At 73.5% G+C, this 18282-nt stretch carries 13 protein-coding genes; 5 read left to right on the top strand and 8 right to left on the bottom strand.

The annotated features are described in order from the left end of the window. Window positions 1-16: 16 nt before the first annotated feature. From EV372_RS27455 to EV372_RS27480, 6 genes are all read right to left on the bottom strand, one after another. Window positions 17-739, bottom strand: a complete 723-nt coding sequence (locus EV372_RS27455; protein WP_130398448.1) for a FadR/GntR family transcriptional regulator — start codon at window positions 737-739, stop codon at window positions 17-19. 304 nt (window positions 740-1043) lie between these two features. Continuing rightward, window positions 1044-2387, bottom strand: coding sequence for a transporter (locus EV372_RS27460; protein WP_130398449.1), 1344 nt, complete (start codon window positions 2385-2387; stop codon window positions 1044-1046). Further along, window positions 2384-3484, bottom strand: a complete 1101-nt coding sequence (locus EV372_RS27465) for a hypothetical protein (protein WP_130398450.1) — start codon at window positions 3482-3484, stop codon at window positions 2384-2386. Before EV372_RS27465 ends, EV372_RS27460 begins: the two co-directional genes overlap by 4 nt. After that, on the bottom strand, window positions 3481-5685 hold the full coding sequence (locus EV372_RS27470; RefSeq protein ID WP_197044331.1) for a hydantoinase/oxoprolinase family protein: 2205 nt from the start codon (window positions 5683-5685) through the stop codon (window positions 3481-3483). Before EV372_RS27470 ends, EV372_RS27465 begins: the two co-directional genes overlap by 4 nt. A gap of 183 nt (window positions 5686-5868) precedes the next feature. Continuing rightward, window positions 5869-7491 carry an FAD-dependent oxidoreductase gene (locus EV372_RS27475; RefSeq protein ID WP_130398451.1) on the bottom strand — a complete coding sequence of 541 codons (1623 nt, stop codon included), beginning with the start codon at window positions 7489-7491 and terminating at the stop codon, window positions 5869-5871. Between the two features lie 12 nt (window positions 7492-7503). Beyond that, entirely contained in the window at window positions 7504-8577 is a 1074-nt protein-coding gene (locus EV372_RS27480; RefSeq protein WP_130398452.1) for a LacI family DNA-binding transcriptional regulator, read from the bottom strand. A gap of 210 nt (window positions 8578-8787) precedes the next feature. Here EV372_RS27480 and EV372_RS27485 point away from each other — a divergent pair, with 210 nt between their 5' ends. Then, a complete protein-coding gene (locus EV372_RS27485) occupies window positions 8788-9837 on the top strand; it encodes a glycoside hydrolase family protein (RefSeq protein ID WP_130398453.1) in 1050 nt (349 codons plus the stop codon). Window positions 9838-9946: 109 nt separating this feature from the next. Here the strand turns inward: EV372_RS27485 and EV372_RS27490 are convergent, their stop codons facing one another. Beyond that, window positions 9947-10759 (bottom strand): SAM-dependent methyltransferase, encoded by an 813-nt coding sequence (locus EV372_RS27490; RefSeq protein WP_130398454.1) that lies wholly within the window; start codon window positions 10757-10759, stop codon window positions 9947-9949. A gap of 239 nt (window positions 10760-10998) precedes the next feature. On the opposite strand from EV372_RS27490, the gene EV372_RS27495 reads away from it, so the two are divergent. From EV372_RS27495 to EV372_RS27510, 4 genes are all read left to right on the top strand, one after another. Then, window positions 10999-11772: a nucleotidyltransferase domain-containing protein gene (locus EV372_RS27495; protein ID WP_130398455.1), complete on the top strand. Its 774-nt coding sequence runs from the start codon at window positions 10999-11001 to the stop codon at window positions 11770-11772. Between the two features lie 1657 nt (window positions 11773-13429). Continuing rightward, on the top strand, window positions 13430-15676 hold the full coding sequence (locus EV372_RS27500; protein WP_130398456.1) for a polyprenyl synthetase family protein: 2247 nt from the start codon (window positions 13430-13432) through the stop codon (window positions 15674-15676). Between the two features lie 2 nt (window positions 15677-15678). Then, on the top strand, window positions 15679-16356 hold the full coding sequence (locus EV372_RS27505) for an ABC transporter ATP-binding protein (protein WP_130399152.1): 678 nt from the start codon (window positions 15679-15681) through the stop codon (window positions 16354-16356). 2 nt (window positions 16357-16358) lie between these two features. Continuing rightward, window positions 16359-17183, top strand: a complete 825-nt coding sequence (locus tag EV372_RS27510; protein WP_253793768.1) for an ABC transporter permease — start codon at window positions 16359-16361, stop codon at window positions 17181-17183. A 150-nt stretch (window positions 17184-17333) separates the two neighbouring features. Here the strand turns inward: EV372_RS27510 and EV372_RS27515 are convergent, their stop codons facing one another. Then, window positions 17334-18188 carry an MmyB family transcriptional regulator gene (locus EV372_RS27515; protein ID WP_130398457.1) on the bottom strand — a complete coding sequence of 285 codons (855 nt, stop codon included), beginning with the start codon at window positions 18186-18188 and terminating at the stop codon, window positions 17334-17336. Window positions 18189-18282 lie beyond the last annotated feature (94 nt).

Raw genomic sequence — 18282 nt, forward strand, 5'->3', positions numbered from 1 at the left:
GCCGGGCGGTGTCCGGCTAGCGCCCGTCGGCGGGCGCGGCGCCCTCGGTGATGCGGCGCCACAGGGTGAAGTGCTCCACCATCGCGGCCGCGGCGGCGCTGCGGTCGTGCGCCTCGACGGCGTCGACGATGGGCGTGTGGACGGTGTCCGTCCTGCGGGGCCCCTCGGCGTCGCCCTCGGCGGCGCGGGCCTCGATGTCCAGGGCCAGGGCCCGTTTGTGGGCGAGGACGTCCTTGAGCGCCAGGCTCATGCCGTCGACGAAGAACTCGATCACCGGGTTGTCGGCGATCTGGAACAGCTTCTTGTGGAAGGCGTAGTCGGCCTCGTGCCCGGCCTCGGCGTCGCCCGCGGCGGTGGCCCGGACCATGTCCTCGACGTGGCCGCGCAGCACGCGCACGTCCTCCTCGTCGGCGCGGTCGGCGGCCTCCTGGACCACGGCGACCTCCATCATCTCCCGGGCGCGTTCGACGCTGCCGTCGTCGATGTGGCCGAACTTCGACATCAGGCCGAACAGGAACTGGACGAAGGAGGCGTCGGGTTTGGTGAAGAACGTCCCCGCCCCCTGGGTGCGGCGCACCATGCCGAGCATCTCCAGGCTGCCGAGGTTCTCCCGGACGGTGGCCCGGCTCGTGCCCAGACGCTCGGCCAGCTCCCGCTCCGTCATCAGGCGCGACTCGGTGCCCGAGGCCCGGGCCTCCGGCGCCAGCGCCTCGACCAGGGCGTCGAAGTTCGTGTCCACCACACCTCCTGATTGGCCTGACCAATGTGAGGAAGCGTACAAGTCGCAGGTCGCGGGCGTCAATGGATTGGTAAGGCCAATATTTCCGCCATGTGAAGGACCGGTGTCGTACCTCCCCGAAAGGCCGATGCCGTACCGCCCCGCAGGGCCCGCGCCCGCCCGGATCCGGAACCGGGGCCCCTCCCCCGCCACGGGTGCCCCCAGCCCCGGCCGCATCCCGGACCGGCCCCGCACACAGCGCGGCGGGCGGCCCCGAAGGACTGCCCGCCGCCTCGGGCCCGGCTCGCGCCCGGCCCCACCAGCCTCACACCAGGTACAGGAACACCGTCAGCACCAACCCGGCGATGGCGATCACCCACGTGTAGGGCAGCGTCGAGAGCATCGACCGCTCCGGGCGCACCCCCGCGTACTGCGCGCTCCACACCGTCTGCGTGCTGGTGGGGTCCGACACCCCCAGCACCTGGCCGTAGGAGGCCATCAGCCCCAGCACCGCCGGAGCCGGGTAGATACCGCCGGAGATGAGCACACCGGCCACACCCGCGCCCAGGCCGAAGATGTTCATCGGCCCCCGGTACAGGGCCAGCGGCACCAGCACGGCGAAGACCAGCACGAACAGCCACGGGCTGCTGGGGCTGATCGCGGTCACCACCGGCGTGAGCGCCGAGACGGCCCCGGGCAGGTTCACCGCCGCCAGCAGCATGCCGATCGCGATGAACAGCACGATGGGCGGCGCCGCCACGTCGAAGGCCCGGTAGAGCGTGCGCAGCGCGGTGGAGGACATCTCCCGCCACGGCACGGCCGTCAACAGCGCGAAGACCACCCCGGCCAGCAGCGAGGGCACGATGGGCACGTGCAGCCCCAGCGCCAGCACGATCGGCACCAGCGGCGTGACCAGCGCGTACCAGGGCGCGTCCCCGCGCCGCCTGCGCCGCTCGGCGGCCCGCTGGCGGCGGCTCGGGGGCCTCGTCCCGGCGCCGCCGGAACCGCTCCCCCCGGCCCCGGCCGGGACCCGCACCGCCCAGGTGTGCCGGGCGCCCCTGCGGCGCATCTCGATGAGGATGTAGGCCAGCCCGCCCACCAGCGCGATCGGGAACAGGCGCAGCTGGAAGTGCTGGACGGTGGAGACCGGCACCCCGATGGCGTCGGACAGGAACTGCCAGTTGATCAGCTCCAGGGGCAGCCCGGCGGCGATGCCCACCAGCACGGTCCCGGCCGCGACGGTGGGGGTGACCCCCACCGCGATCATCGCGGGGATGCCCACCACACCGGCGAGCATGGCCGCGGGCGCCGAACCGGTGATGCTGCCGCACAGGATCGCGACGACGAAGACGCCGACGGCGACCAGCGAAGGGCGTTCACCGCCGAACTCCACGATCTTGCGCACGAGGGTGGAGGCGATCCCCGCCTCGGACATCAGCGTGCCCAGCCAGCTGCCCAGGAGGATGGCGATCATGGTCGCGGCCAGGCGCGGGGCGCCCTCCTGGATGACGGTCCCGGTGACACTGCCCTCCTCTCCCATGAGGGGGGCGCCCGCGATGAGCGCGATCGCGACGGAGAGCAGGACGAGGGCGAAAGCGGTGGGCAGGCGGCGCGTCAGCATCAGGCCGACGCCCACCGCCATGGCGAGGAGGATCGCGAAGGCGGTCACGGGCGTTCTCCGGGAGAGGTTCGCGGGGCGGGCCGGTCGTGGCCCGTACCCCGGTGGGCAAGGGTGGCGGCGATGGCCGCGGTGAGCGCGATCGGACTGCGGCGCAGCCCCGCGCGGCGGCGGGCGTAGGCGTGCGCGGCGATCTCGTCGGCGCCGACCACGTGGCCGCGCAGGCGCAGCGGCCCCAGGCGCACCAGGACGTGGTCGAGTTCGCGCCGCAGCGCGCGGCCCCGTCCCTCGTGCAGCATCCGGTGGGCGTGCTCGTGGGCCAGCGCGGTCTCGCGCAGGGCCGCGCGGGTGAGGTCGCGGCCCCATCCGGCGTCGCGGGCCACGCGGTGGGCGTGGTCGAGGGCGTCGGCGTAGACGACCACCCGGTCGCCGGAGGCCCGGTGCAGGTACTCGGCGAGCAGGACCTCGCCCGGACGCAGTCCGCCGGAGGCCCGCTCCTCCACGCGCGGGCCCGAAGGACCCGTGCGGCTCGGAGCGCTCACCGCACCCGAGAAGCCCGTGGCACCCGGGGCACCAGAGCCGCTGGGGCCCTCAGTGGTGTCTGAGGTGCCGGACCTGCTGGGGACATCTGAGGTCTCTGCGATGTCTGGCCTGCTCGGGCCCTCAGAGGCGCCTGAGCTGCATGAGGTCCCTTGAGGGCTCTCAGAGTCCCCTTGGGTCCTCGCGCTCCCTCCCGTCCTGGCGACCCCGGCGGGCCCAGCGGGCCCAGGATCCCCGGCCGCTCCTGTGCTCGCGGCGTCCTCCTCGGCCATCCGCTCACCGAAGCGCAGCGCCGTGGCTGCCCAGGACAGCAGCAGGTCGCGGTCGCGGCCCTCGTGGGTGGCGGTCAGCGCGAGCAGGTCGGCGGCCAGCTCCTCCTCGGAGGCGGCGCCGATGCGCGCGTACTCCTCGGCCAGCTCGGGGGCGAGGCCCGCGTCGTGCCCGCCGGGCGCCTGCGCCCGCTCCCCCGTTTCCCGCCGGTCCCGCCGGTCCGGGCGGTCCGTGTGCCACGGGGGCTTCGGTCGGCCCGCGCGCCCGGGGCGTTGCGGTGTCCCGGACGCGGGGGAACGCGGTTCGCGGGCCGCACGCGGCGGCGTGTGCGCGCTCACCGCCGCTTCTCCATGACCGCGATGACCGTCTCGTCGGGGGCGCGGCGGGCGATCTCCGCCGAGGCCAGCGCCACCAGGTGCCCCGGATCCAGCACCCCCGACAGGTCGGCGAACTTGGGCCCCAGCAGCAGCCACACCGCCGGGGGCAGCGCCCCGCCGTCGCCGTAGGCGGTGCGCTCGGCCACCAGGTCCTTGAGCCGCCCCTCGGCCTCGGCGGCCACCAGCGTGTCCACCTGGGCGTCGGCGCTGTGCAGGCGCACCACCCCTTCGGCGTCCACCACCCGGACGTGGGTGCGTTCGCGGGCGAAGCGCCCCAGCGGCCCGCCGGGCCTGCGCACCAGCCCGAACACCCGGTACTGATCGTTGGCCGCGTACTCGGTGAGTTCGGCCGGCGCGGCGCCCAGACTGGCCGCCGCGGCGGCCCGCGCCCCGGCCCCGGCGTCGGCGGTGGCGGTGCGGTCCTTGGTGCGCAGCTCGGTGGCGCCCGTGGCCACGGCCGCCACCAGGTTGCGCTGGGGGTCCACGGTCACGTCCACCTCGATCCCCGCCGGGTCCGCGCCCTGGCGCAGCACCGCCTGCTCGGCCTCGGCGCGCACCGCGAGCACGTCGGCGTGGGTGGCGCCGGGGATGATGCGCTCCACCGACTCGCGCACCAGCGCCAGCGCCACGCCCAGGGGGCTGATGACCTCGCTGTGCGCGGCGATGCGCGCCTCCAGCCCGGTGCGCTGGCCCAGGTAGGGGGTGACGGTGGCCGCGCCGCCGCCACCGCCGACCAGGGTGCACACCTGCCGGTCCAGGCCGTAGTCGCCCGCCATCTCGTCCACGACCGCGGCCACGCGCTCGGTGGCCTTGTGCAGCACCGCGCGGGCGGCCTCCTCCACCCCCACGCCCAGGGCCTCGGCCAGGGGCGCGAGGGCGGCGCGGGCCGCACGGGCGTCGGCGCGGGCGTAGTCGCCCTCGGGGACGAGCCCGGCGGCGTTGGCGGCGCAGGTCACGGTCAGGGCGAAGCGCCGCCCGCCGCTCTCCAGGACGGCGTGGTCGCCCGGGTCGGAGGCCATGGGGCTGATCCGCACCAGGCGGGCGCCCTCCAGCTCGGCCGGGTCGGCGAAGCAGGCGTAGGGCAGCCCGGCGATGTGGGCGCTGCGCGGCCCCACGTCGGTCAGGCCCGCCCGGCCGGGGCCCTCGCCCCCGCCGACGCGGACGAGGGAGCCGCCGCCCACGCCGACGGTGCGCACGTCCAGCGCCGACAGGTAGGTCTCCTTGCCGCCCAGGCGGGCGTGGCGGATCTGCACCCGCCCGCGCCGGATGACGCTGATGTCGGTGGAGGTGCCGCCGGTCTCCAGGAACACGCCCTCGCTGACCTTCTCGCCCATCAGGGCGCCCGCCACGCCCGCGGCGGGTCCGGAGAGCACGGTCAGCAGGGGCCGGTGGCGCATCTCGGGCAGCGACATCACGCCGCCGTCGCAGCGCATGACCATGAGCGGGGCGGTGACCCCGGCCTTGTGGATGCTGCGCTCGACCAGGTCGGCGGTCTGGAGCATGCGGGGCATGACCCCGGCGTTGAGCGCGGCGGTGCGGGCGCGTTTGCCCAGACCGTAGAGCTGGGTGATCTCGTGGGTGGCGGTGACGGGGATCCCGCGGGCGCGGGCGGCCTCCAGCACGGCCAGCTCGCCGCGGGGGTCGTCCACGCTGAAGGGTTCGACGGCGACGACGACCTCGGCGCCCTCGGCGATCACCTGGTCCACGCTGGCCAGGGCCGCGCCCTCCCGTTCGGGTTCGCGCAACGCGGCGTAGCGCACGGGCAGCGGGTGGCCCGAGTCCAGTCTCAGTTTGCCCAGGGAGCGCAGCCTGCGGGTGGCGAACGCGTCGTAGCCGCTGCCGACGCCGACGATGCCGATGGTGGCCACGTCGCCCTCCAGCAGGGCGTTGGTGGCCTGGGTGGTGCCGTGGGCGAGGAAGCCCACGTCCTCGGCGCGCACGCCGATGTCGCCGAGCAGGCGTTCCAGCGCGGTCATGATGCCGTGGGCCACGCCGTCGGCGTGGTCGTGGCTGGTGGGCACCTTGACCTGGCCCAGCAGGGCGTAGGTGGTGGCGCTGACGGCCACGGCGTCGGTGAAGGTCCCGCCGACGTCGATGCCGATGCGCACGGGACCGGGACGGGAACCGGGGCCCGGGGACGGGGTTGGGGTCGCGTCGCTCATGGTCACCCCTTCTGTGGGGAGTCGGGCGGTGGGGAGTGGGACAGCGGGGAGTCGGGCGGACGCCCGAACGGGGGGGAGGATGCCGCGCGCGGCGTCCGTCGCGGGTGGCGGCCCTCCCGCCGCCCGCCGGGGGCGGGCGGCGGCGGGTGACGGGCGGGCCGAGGCGGATGGGTGCGGGCGGGGTCAGTAGCCGCGCACGTCGGGCCAGTGGCGCTCGACGCCGGTGCGGTCCAGCACGGCGGTGAAGGCCTCCAGCAGCTCGTCCTTGGCGCGCACGGCGTGCGGCGTGGTGCCGTGCTCCAGGGCGAAGGCGGCCAGCCGCCCGGCGGCCTCGCCGATGTTCCACTCCACCGGGTGCAGCCGGAAGCAGCCGTTGGTGATGTGGGTGGTGCCGACGTTCTTGGCGGCGGGCAGCAGGTTGGTCTCCCGCTCGGGCAGCAGGGCCCCCAGCGGGATCTCGAACGGGACGCTGGCCACGTCCACGTAGTTGTCGCCGCCCGTGGAGGGGTGCAGGTCGATGCGGTAGCTGCCCACCCCCACCGAGTCGTGGCGGCGCACGATGCCGTGCGGGCCCAGCAGGTCCAGGGACACGTCGTGCTCGGTGACGGTGGTGACCGCCCGGACGCGCCGGGACTCGCGCACGTAGGCGGCCTTGGCCAGACCCGTCCGCGTACCGGTCACGTCGGGCCGCGGTCTGAGCCCGGGGAAACCGGTGCCGCCGTCGGCGCGGGGAGCCTCGGTCTGGAGCCAGTACAGCACCGACAAGGACAGCTGACGGGCCTCCTCGTGGGCCTCGCGGATGGTCTGGGCGTCCACCAGCCCCTCGATCTCCAGGGCGGGCTTGAGCCAGTAGTCGTTGAGCGGCCAGTTGGCCAGGGTGATGTCGGAGTCGAAGGCGCCGGGCAGGTGCATGCGCCGGGCCAGGATGCGCCGGAAACCCCACAGCTCCTTGTCGCCCGCGTCCGCGCTCTGGTCGGCGGCCACCGCGAGCGGGTCGGTGTCGGGGTTGGGCACGAACGTGCGCGCCACCGGCTCCAGCGTGCGCGGGTCGGGCGCGGAGAAGCCCAGCAGCGGACCCGGCCAGAACTCGGGCGTGTAGGAGCGCCAGAAGTCGTACATCGCCGGGCGCTCGATGGTGTGGTCCTCGCCCTGGTGGTGCGACATCGCGAAGCAGTAGGTGATGCCCTGGAGGTTGGTCGGGTCGGCCACCTCCGGGGCGTGCGGCTCGTCGTGCTCCGAGCGCGCCTCGGCGCCGGTGACGTGGTCCAGGCCCGCCATCGGCAGCAGGTCGCCGTTCTCGGTGGCGTCCAGGACGTAGGCGGCGCTCACCGTGCGGCGGCGCCCCAGCTCGTCCTCCAGCTCCACCGCGCTCACCCTGTCGCCGTCGGTGTGCGCGGCCACCGGCCGGTGGCGCAGCAGGACGGTCAGACGCCCGGCCGCCCGGTGCGGGCCCACCATCTCCTCCAGCACCGCCAGGGCCACACGGGGCTCGTGGCACAGCTTGCTGACCCGGCCCGCGCCGGGGTTGAGGGTGAGCGAGGAGGCGGCCTCGGCCCGCAGCGGGTAGGCGCGCCGGTAGTGGTCGCGGATGCCCTCGCGCAGGCGCCGGTAGGAGGCGGTGGAGCCGAAGCGCTCGATCCACGGGTTCTCGTCGGGCGGCACCGCCTGCGCGGTGAGCTGCCCGCCGATCCAGTCGGTCTCCTCGGTCAGCACCACGCGGCGGCCGGAGTCGGCGGCGGCCAGGGCCGCGGCCACACCGCCCAGCCCCCCGCCGACGACGAGGATCTCTGTGCTGGTCTCGGTCATCTGGGGCCTTTCTCAGGTGTGTCGTGTCCGGGGCGCGGCGAGGGTGCCGCCCTCCACCGGCTCGCAGGGCAGCAGGCGCCGGGGCGTCTGCCCGTGGGCGCCCGCGATCAGTTCCAGCAGCAGACGGACCGCGTCGCGGCCCATCGCGCGCAGGGGCGCGTCGAAGCCGCCGTAGGCCGCGCCGCCGCCCGGGGCGCGGCCCCGGGTCCCGGTCGGCGCCCCCAGCAGGGCCAGGGAGAGGTCCTCCGGGCAGCGCAGACCGGCCCGGTCCACGGCGGCGGCCAGGCCGTCCAGGGCGGCGCCGGTGTCGGTCTGCTCGACCACGACGGCGGTCACACCCTCCTCCAGCCAGCGCCGCAGCAGTCCGTCCAGGTCGGAGCCGTCGGTGCGCACCACCAGGCGCGCGGTGTCGATCCCGGCCGCGCGGGCGCCCCGCAGCACGCCCCGCTCGCGGTCGGTCGAGGCCGGGGCCTGGTCGTGCTCGCGCAGGTACCGCAGCTCGCGGTGGCCCAGACCGGCCAGGCGCGCCACCACCTGCGCCGAGGCCGAGACGTAGTCGGCGCCCACGTAGGGCACGCCGGGCTCGTCGCGGCGGCCGATGTAGACGAACGGGAAACCGTCCTCGACCAGACGCCGGATGGGCTCGTCGGGCACGTGGCGGCCGAAGAACAGGCAGCCGTCGGCCACGCGCACCCGCCGCACCGCGGCCGGATCGTCGGCGCTGGCGGCGGCCCGCGCGGACCCGGTGAACAGGATGAGGTCCTGGCCCTGGGCCGCGGCCTCCTCCTCCACCCCGACCAGGACCGGGTAGTAGGAGTGCGCCACGTCGGTGGGGAAGGTGGCGCTGAAGGTGTACAGCCCCAGCATCGCGTTGCTGGCCGAGGCCAGCCGGGTGGCGACCGGGTCGGGCACGTAGCCCAGCTCCTCGGCGGCGTCGAGCACCCGCTGGCGGGTCTCGCGGGCCAGGGACATCCCGGTGGGGGTACCCCGCAGCACCAGCGAGACCGTGGCCTGGGAGACCCCGGCCACCCGCGCGATGTCGGACTGGCGCGGGCGCCGCGGCCCCGCCCTCCTGACGTGCGTCACCTGTTTCTCCTCCTGCGAGCCGTGTTAATGCGCATTAGTTGACGACTGTGAGCCGCGCCACGGCAGATGTCAAGAGGATGACGGGCGGATTTCCACCCGGAAGCAGGATCTTTCGTTAATACGTATTAGAACCTTGACCGACGCATCGGCGCTGGTGAAGACTCTGGGGCCTCGGAGCCTCCCCCCGACCCGCTCCGGAAGGGAACCGTCATGTCCGGCGACGCTCACCCCCGCCGCTCCACCGCCGCCCCCGACCGCCGCACCGTCCTGCGGGGCGCCGGAGCCGCCGCGGCGGGCGCCCTCCTGGCCCCGGCACTGCTGACCCCCGCGTCCGCGGGCGCCGCGACCGCGACCCCGGCCGCCGGCGGCGCGGCGGCCGACGTCCTGCCCGCCTACCGGTTCCTGCGCGAGGCGCTCGACACCGCCGAACTCGGCTACAACCCGACCGGGGAGCTGATCTTCCCGTGCCTGCGCGGGACCGCGGGCCGCCTGCCCGACGCGCCCGGCCGCTTCCTGCTCTACTACGCCCCGCACGAGAGGCCCGGCGGCATCTGCCTGGCCTACGCCGACAGCCCCGACGGGCCCTTCACCGAGTACCCGCACAACCCCGTCGTGGCCAACGTGTGGAACCCGCACTACGACGTCAGCCACGTCTCCTCGCCGCACGTGATGTGGAACTCCGAACACCGCGAGATGTGGCTGTACTTCCACGGGGAGAACACCACCACGCGGCTGGCCCGCTCACGCGACGGCATCGACTTCACCTACGAGGGCGTGGTGCTGACCACGGCCATGGTGCCGGGCACCACCGAGGCCTCCTACGCGCGCGTCTTCGAGTACCGCCTGCCCGACCGGGGCGCGCGCTACGTCATGGTCTTCATGCGCAACGACACCAGCAACCACCGCTCCATCGGATGGGGGTGGTCGGCGGACGGGATCACCTTCGACTTCGACCCCGACCCGCTCGTGGACCACGCCGACGTGGGGGTGTCGGACCTGTCCGGCCCGCACCTGGTCGAACGCGCGGGCAGCACCTACGTCGCCTACCACACCAACCTGGGCGACATCCGCCTGACCGAGGTGGGGCGCGACTTCGGCCTGCGCCGCCACCTGGGCACGGTGCACACCCCCATGGCCGGACCGCCGGACTCGGGCCGCAGCGCGGCGCCCTCCTTCGGCTCCGACGGGGGCGTGCAGTACATGTTCTACGAGGCCGGGCACCGGCTCGGGGCGACCATCGCCATCGCCCGCGCCGACTGAACCGCGACGCGGCCGGGACCCCGCCGTCCGGAACCGGTCCCCTCGACCGGACGCACCACGGCGCCCCGCCCACGGGGGCGGGCGCCGTGGCCCACCCCCCGCGGGAGGCTCAGGCCTTGCGGGCCACGCCGCAGTACTCGGCCACCGGACGCGCCCCGCCCACCTCGGCGGGGGCCGGACGCCACAGGGAGCAGGAGACCACGCCCGGCTCCAGCAGCTCCAGCCCGTCGAAGAGCGCGCCGATCTGCTCGGCCGTGCGGATGGTGAGCTTGGGGGTGCCGCGCTCGTTCCAGGCCGCGGCCACCTGGTGGGCGCGTTCGCGGTCGATGTCGTCGGTGGGGTGGGACAGGACCAGGAAGCTGCCCGGGGCCAGGGCCCCCAGGAGCCCGTCCAGGATCGCGCGGACCTCGGCGTCGTCGGCGACGAAGTTGACCACGCCCAGCAGCATCAGCGCCACCGGCCGCTCCAGGTCCAGGGTCCGGGAGGCCTCCCGCAGGATGGCCTCGGGGTCGCGCAGGTCGGCGTCGACGTAGTCGGTGGCCCCCTGGTCGTGGCCGGTGAGCAGGGCGCGGGCGTGGGTGAGCACCAGCGGGTCGTTGTCGACGTAGACGACCCTGGACTCGGGCGCCACCGCCTGGGCCACCTCGTGGGTGTTGTTGTGGGTGGGCAGACCGGTGCCCACGTCCAGGAACTGCCGGATGCCCTCCTCACGCGCCAGGTGGGTCACGGCGCGCACGAGGAAGCCACGGTCGGCGACCGCGTTGTCCACGATCTCGGGGAAGAAGGAGCGGATCTGCTCGCCCATCTCCCGGTCCACCGGGTAGTTGTCCTTGCCGCCCAGCCAGTAGTTCCAGATCCGGGCGTTGTGGGGGACGGAGGTGTCGATCCGGGGGGCGGAAACCTCAGGGTTCTCAGGGGGCACGGGCCTGCCTTCTACGCTCGTTCTGGGGAGAAAAGGGGCGTACCCGGACAAGTAAAGGGCTCCCAGGGCCCACCGGCAAGCTCCCCCGGGCGTGTCCCCCGACCACGGGACCACCGGCCCGCCCGCCCCGCCCCGCCGCCGAAAAGCACTCGTGCCCCCGCCACCGAGGCCGATAGCGTGCCGGACAGCGCACCCACCAGCGCACCCAGCACCCGATACCCGACAGAAGGGAGCCGCGGGTGAAGCACTCCAGCCCCGAGTTCGCGCGGATCGCGCACGAGGGAACCGTCCTGCGGTGCCAGGTGGGCTCCGAGGCCCACGGCCTCGCCCTGACCGGCCGGGCCGACCGCGACGAGATGGGCATCTGCGTCGAACCCCCCGAGTACGTCATCGGCCTGCGCCCCTTCGAGCAGTACATCCACCACACCCGCCCCGAACACACCCGCTCCGGCCCCGGCGACCTGGACCTGACCGTCTACTCCCTGCGCAAGTGGACGCGCCTGGCCCTGGACGGCAACCCCACAGTCCTGCTCCCCCTGTTCGTCCCCCCGCACGAGATCGTCGCCATCACCCCCACCGGACACGACCTGCGCGCCAACGCCGCACGCTTCCTGTCCCGCCGGGCGGGCCAGCGCTTCCTGGGCTACCTGCGCGCCCAGCGCGACCGCATGGAGGGAACCCGCGGCGGCAAACACACCAACCGCCCCGAACTCGTCGAACGGCACGGCTTCGACACCAAGTTCGCCTACCACATGGTCCGCCTGGGCATCCAGGGCGTGGAACTGATGGAGACCGGCCGCATCACCCTGCCCATGCCCGAACCCGAACGCACCTGGCTGCTCGCACTGCGCCGCGGCGAGCACAGCCGCGACGACGCCCTGGACCGGGCGCGCGAACTCGAACAGCGCCTGGCCGAGCTGTGCCGGACCTGCGACCTGCCCGCCGAACCCGACCACGCCTGGGCCGACGGCTGGCTGGTCAGCACCTACCAGCGAACCTGGGCCCAACGCTGACCCCGCCCCGCGACCGTGGCCACGACCACGCTGGTCACAGCGGCCACCCGACGCGGGACCGGCACGGGACCGGGATAGGGTGAACCCCCGAAGAGGTAGGCGCCGCTCCCGGCTCCTGCGGGCGCTCCCCGCACGGCGGACGCCGCGCACCGCGCCCGGAAACAACGAACACTAAGGAAACACCATGGTCGGAACCATCGCCTTCGTGCTCATGGTCGTGGGCCTGACGATGATGCTCGCCACCGGGCTCATCGCGGCCGTGATCAAGACCCGCTAGGGCAGCACGACCCGGCTCGGTGACGGGTGCGTCCCCACGGCCGCACCCGTCAGACCGTCCCCCGCACACCCCACAGCCCCGAGAAGCGCTTTCGGCCCCCGCCCCCGACCACTACCGTGATCCCCGCGAACGACGCGTGGCTCGACAGCGGAGCACCCGGCTCGGGACGGCGGGGCGCGAGGGGCTGCACTGGATGCTCCAGACCGCCCCGCAGGGCGCGGACCGTTCCTGAAGTCCGGCAGCGCGCCGACAGCACGGCGTGACCGGTGCGGGGCATCCGTCCACGCTGCCCCGCACCGGCGGTACGGGCGCACCCGCACGGATCCATTTTACGGACTCGGGGAGAAGGGCGACCAGCGGTCCGGGAAATTCGTGCGGTGTTCGGTTCTCCGAAGCGGGGCCGCTCCGGTCGTCCACCAGGCGGAGGGTGTCCGATTCCCAGCCCCTTCTTCCGGCCGCCAAGGGTCGACATCGAACACCGTTTTCATGTGCGTTGTTACTCTTTGTTCCCCTTGTGTAACAATATAGGGAAGCTCTACCTTTATGTTGTAGATTTCTAGTTGTCGAAACCCGTATGCCCCCGGACACGGCGTCCCGCCGCGCGGACGCACCGCGGACCTGGGGCCGACCCGGGCCGCCTGGCAGGTGTGCACGCGGCCCGGCCGGCCGTGGTCCGTTCGGGTTCGCAGGGGAAGGTCGGGGCTCGTTGGCGCGGCTGGCATGGACCCGGGGACGCCCGGGTACGGCCCTGAAGCCGCCACGGAGTCCCCTGGAGCGCGGGCGTCGGCTCCGTCTCCGACACGCTCCCCCGACCAGCCGCGCCGGTCCGGTGGGTGCCGCCAGCATCCAACGGCACACCCCCGGCGGACAACCCCAGCGGCACCCCGGGGCACAGGCGTAGGCACCCTTCCCTCGCGTAGACCGCGATCCCAGGAAGGCCGGTGACGCCCGGCCGCGCCCTCGCGACGGCCCGGGGACCCACCACGCGGAGCCGGGCCGCGGGGTGGGGCCGCCGGAGCCGCTCCGGACGGGAAGGGGGCGAGCCAGGCCGCCCGGAACCGTGCGGGACGGGCACGGCGCCGCCGAAACCGCCGCACACGACCATGGGGTGAAAATCCCTTTTGTGCAATATGCAGAATAACTCCACCCAACACTGTCTTTAGGGTGTTTTTTTCTACCGAAAGACCACCATCAGAGGGTCTCACCAGGAAAGACATCCAATCGGTAGCCAATTCTCCCCCCAAGCGGTAAATTCTCGGACGGACTGATCTTGGGCCGCCGGACATAGGACACTGTCCGTTTCCATGTCATGCGCCCCCCATGGGTCAATTGTCCGATCGAGAAAAGAACTGGTCCGTTTCCGGCCGTGAGGAGAAACGTGTGAGCACGGCGACGACGCCCGAGGACAACACCGATCGGCGGGCCCGCGTCGGCGCCGCCGCGCGCGCCGCACCGCAGGAGGCCCTGGACGAGGGCCACTGGCGCTTCGTCACCTGGCTCGACGACGGCGGCTCCGCCGTCGGCCTCACCGTCCACGTGGCCCGGCACAGGATCGGGGGCGCGGGCGACGCCCTCCGGCACGCTCACGCCGCCACCTGGCACGTCCGCCACCGCGAGGCGGTCGACCGCGTGGACGCGTCCTGGACCGATGCCGGGTTCCTCGACCTGGTGCGCACCGCCACCGAGGCCGATCCGTTCATGGACCGCAGTGTGCGCGCCGCGATGCTGGACCTCCTCAAGCCCGGCGACGGGCTGTATCCCGACCGCGAACTCCCCGGACCCGCGACGGCGGCGAAGGACGGGAGCGACCTCGACCTCGGCGGCGTCGTCCGCCTGCGCGCCCGCGGAGAGCACCTCCTCCTCGACCTTCGCGGAGACGACGGGACCTGCTGGCGCCTGCGCCTCACCCCCGAAGTCCCCGCGGCCCCCCACACGGCCGTGGACGGCGCCCCCTCGGCGTGGCGGTCGCGGGTCGTGCCGCGCCTGGCCGTGGAGGGCTTTCGGGGCGACTCCGACGGTGAGCGGCCCGTCAGCGGTTCGGGCTGGTACGAACGTGTCCTGCCGGGCTCCCCCCGCGGCGCGGTCGAGCCGGTCATGGACGGCGAACCCGTGTGGACCCGTGCCGTGGCGCTCCTGGACGACGGATGGACCGTCACCGCCACGCGGCGCGGCCGGGTGGACGCGTCCACCGGCCGGACCCGCACCGACCCGGCCGAGGTCCTGCTGTGTTCACCGGAGGGGGAGCACACGGCGGTGAGGGCGAGCGTCTCCGACACCGCGACCTGGTCGTCCCTGGTCAGCCTGCGGACCCACCCCACCGAGTGGGTGGTCGAGGCCCGCGGGCTGCGCCTGCGGGTACGGGCGTGGTCCCCCGCCCAGGAGTCCCGCGCCCTCCTCCACGGCACCGGCGCGCTCGTGGCCCACGCCGACGTCGAGGGCACCCGGGACGGTGTGCCCGTCCGCGGGCACGGTCACCTGGAGTCCCGCCCGACCGGCAGGATCGCGCACTTCGAGTCGCACATGCGCGGGATAGGCACCGTGGTGGAAGAGGAGATCAGGCGCGTCTACCCCGACCACCCGGACCGGGCCGCCCTCGGTGCCCTCGCGGGTACGGAGGAGCGCCCCGAAGCACTCGACGCCTCGGTACTGGAGGACCTGCACGCCGCGCTCGTCCAACCGGTCCGCCACATCGCGGACGGTCCGAGCAAGGGCATGCGGTCCTATCTGTGGTTGCAGATCGTGGACCTGTACGGGGGCGACCCCGAACGGCTCCGGCCCATGCTCGCGGTCATCGAGGGCCTCCAGGCGGGCAACCTCATGATCGACGACATCCAGGACCGCTCACCCATGCGCAGGGGCAGGCCCGCCGCCCACACGGTGTTCGGGGACGCGCTGACGATCAACGCCGGGACGGACGCCTACTTCCTCGTCGACCAGGTGCTCCCCCCGATCGTGGCCGGGGACGAGGGCCTGCTCCTGGCCGTGTACCGGATCGTCATGGGCATGATGCGCGTGGGTCACGCGGGCCAGGCCCTGGACATCACCGGCCACACCGGGGCGATGGACGAGGCCGTGCGCACCGGCGAGCCCGGCCCCCTCCTGCGACGGATCCGCACCGCCCACCTCCTCAAGACGGCCCTGCCCATCAGCGGCCTGGCGGAGATCGCCGCGCTCCTGTCCGGGGCCTCCCGGGAACAGGTCCGGGCCGTCCGCGACTACGGCGAGAAGCTGGGCCTGGCCTTCCAGATCGGAGACGACGCGCTGGACCTGAGCGGAGTCACCGTGCGGGACCCCTCCGGAACGCTGGTGTCCACCAAGTACCGGGCCGAGGACCTGCGGGAGGGCAAGGTGACGATGCCCCTGGCCCACGCCGTCGGCCTCCTGCCCCCCGAACGCGCACGCGCGCTGTGGGGCCGGATACGGGCGGGGGTGGACGACCAGGCGGAGGCCGGGCGGATCGCCGACGAACTCATCGGGTGCGGCGCCGTACGGGCCTGCGAGGAGGAGTGCCGCGCGCTGGTCGCCCGGGAGTGGGACCGGCTGCGGGGAACCCTGCCCCGGCGCTGGTCGGCGCTGGGACTCCACGCCCTGGGCACCTGGACCGTCCACCGGAACGGGGAGTGGTGACCGTGGTACGCCTCCCGTGGCCTTCGGAGAGGACGGCCGACGCGCCCGCCTCCCACACTCCCACGCTCCGTGTTCGCGGGGTCCACAAGTCCTATGGCCGCCACCGCGTACTCGGCGGTGTCGACCTGGAGCTGCCTCCGGGGTGCCTGGGCGGAGTGGTCGGCGAGAACGGCTCCGGAAAGTCCACCCTCCTGCGGGTCCTCGCCGGACAGTTGGCTCCCGACCGGGGCACGGTGTCCTACGCCGGCCGGCTGGGGTACTGCCCGCAGCACACGGTCCTCAACCCGTCCTTCACCGTGGAGCAGCACCTGCGCTTCTTCCAGGTCGCCTACGACCTGCCGGACCTGACGCTGGCCCGCGAACTCCTGGAGACCCTGTCGTTCGCCGGGTACCTGCGCCACCGCGTGGGCGCCCTCAGCGGAGGCACCCGGCAAAAGCTCAACCTCGTCCTGGCCCTCATGCACGATCCGCCCCTGCTGCTCCTGGACGAGCCCTACCAGGGGTTCGACTGGGACACCTACGAACGGTTCTGGGAGCTGGCCGCCCGCCTGCGCGACCGGGGCCGCTCGGTGCTGGTGATCTCCCACATCGCCTTCGACACGGCCCGCTTCGACCGCCTGTGGCGCCTGGAACACGGACGATCGGTGCTGGTGTCCGCGGACGCCGGGGAGGAGCGGTGAACGTGCGACGTACCTGGACCCGCTACCGGACCGCGACGGTGTTCGCGGTCACCGAACACCTGCGCAACCGCCTGGCCCTCGTCCTGGTGCTGGGCTTCGTGCCGCTGTGGATCACCCTGGTCCACCTGGTGATCGCCGACGCCGACGTCACCTTCCTGCTGCGCGCCAACGACGAGTACGTGACGGTGAACGGCAACCACGTCAGCCAGATCTCGGGGGCGGTCAACGCCGTCACGCTCATCGTCGGCTTCATGATGTTCGTGGTGACGTTCCGTTCGGTCGGCTTCGACCACCGGCTGGTGATGGCGGGGTATCCCCGCGGCCACCTGCTGGCGGCCAAGCTCACCGCCCTGCTCCTGGCGACCGCGGTGGTGTGCGCCTACGCCGTGGCGGTGACGACCGTGTACTGGGAGCCCGAACGGCCGGTGGCGCTGTGGATGGCGGTGTGCGGGGCCGCGCTGGCGTTCGGCGGTATCGGGATCGCTCTGGGGGTGACCCTGCGCGGGGAGCTGGAGGGCATGTTCATCGTGATCATGCTCAGCATCATCGACATGGGGCTCCAGAACCCGGTGGCCAATCCGGCCGCCGACAGCGACGTCGTGCGCTACCTGCCCTCGTACGGGAGCATGCAGGCGGGAACGGCGGCGGGGTTCGTGGAAAGGGTTCCCTGGCCGCACATGGCGCTGGGACCGGTGTGGTTCGTGTGTGCGGTCGTGGCGGCGGGCACCGTGCTGTGGGCGCGTACCCGTGACCGCCGCTCGCCTCTGGCCGGGATGCGCGGGAGGGCGGCCCCCGGCGCCCCCGCGGGTGGGCGCGGCACCGCGTGAGCGCGTAGGACGCCCGGGACACCGGCCAAACGCACACCCCCGCCGCGTCGGCCCGGGGACGGGAGGTACCCGCTGGAACAGTTCCCACAGCTCGTCCGGCACCAGCCGTTCCACTATCGGCACGCGGCCGGGGGAAGCCCGACCCGGGCTTCAGTGGTCTCCGGCCTTCGCCCGTGCGGCAGGCGTCCCCCCTGCCGGGGAGGCGAGGAGCGTGAGGCGGTCCGCGCTCTCCGGATGTGCGTGGTCGGGGTGGTAGATGACGAGCAGTTGCTCGTCGGTGTCGTCGATGGCGAGTTTGGACACGTTCAGATCCATGGCCCCGACCCGGGGATGGTCGACGCGGACGAGGCCGCCGCGGGGTGGACGGACATCGTGACGTGCCCAGGCCCGCCGGAAGGCCACACTTGTCAGGGACAGCTCTTCCACCAGTTGTGCGACTCGCGGATCGCGCAGATCCGTTCCTACGCGTTTGCGGAACATCGCGACCATCTCCTGCCGGTCGAGGTACAGGTGGTGGTCCGTGTTGAGGAAGGCCGTGCGCAGCAGGTTCTCGCCCGGCCGCAGACCCGGGGAGAGCGCGCGTGCCAGAGGGTTGCTAGCGAGCACGTCCGTGTACCTCCCGGCGACGAACGCCGGTGCGTTGACCGTGCGGAGAAGGTCGAGGACCCGAGGAGCGAGGGTCTCCCGCCGACGGGGTCCACGACGCGAAGGCCGCGGGGCGGTGCTCAGTCCGAGCAGGTACTGGGTGGAGGACTCGTCCAGTTGCAGCACCCGCGCGATCGACCCGAGCACCTGGGCTGAGGGGTTGCGGTTACGTCCCTGCTCCAGCCGCAGGTAGTAGTCGGAGCTGATGCCCGCGAGCAGGGCGACCTCCTCGCGGCGCAGCCCGGGAACACGGCGGCGGGAGTCCTCGGGAAGGCCGACCGCCTGGGGGGTCACCAGCTCCCGTCGGGCACGCAGGTACTCACCCAACGGGTTCTGGCTATCGGCTCCGCGTCCTGTCATCACCCCGGATGGTATCCGCCCGGGCGGGGAGACTGCCTGGTCCCGTCACTCCCAGGATGAAGGCGGCCTACCCGGGGCCGGCGGCGATAGCGGA

This window comes from Nocardiopsis sp. CNZ308 (genome assembly GCF_004217075.1).

Coding starts and splice junctions, on each gene's coding strand:
- EV372_RS27470 (WP_197044331.1), bottom strand. CDS start 5,685: ATGAGCGACGCGACCCCAACCCCGTCCCCGGGCCCCGGTTCCCGTCCC.
- EV372_RS27475 (WP_130398451.1), bottom strand. CDS start 7,491: ATGACCGAGACCAGCACAGAGATCCTCGTCGTCGGCGGGGGGCTGGGC.
- EV372_RS27485 (WP_130398453.1), top strand. CDS start 8,788: ATGTCCGGCGACGCTCACCCCCGCCGCTCCACCGCCGCCCCCGACCGC.
- EV372_RS27515 (WP_130398457.1), bottom strand. CDS start 18,188: ATGACAGGACGCGGAGCCGATAGCCAGAACCCGTTGGGTGAGTACCTG.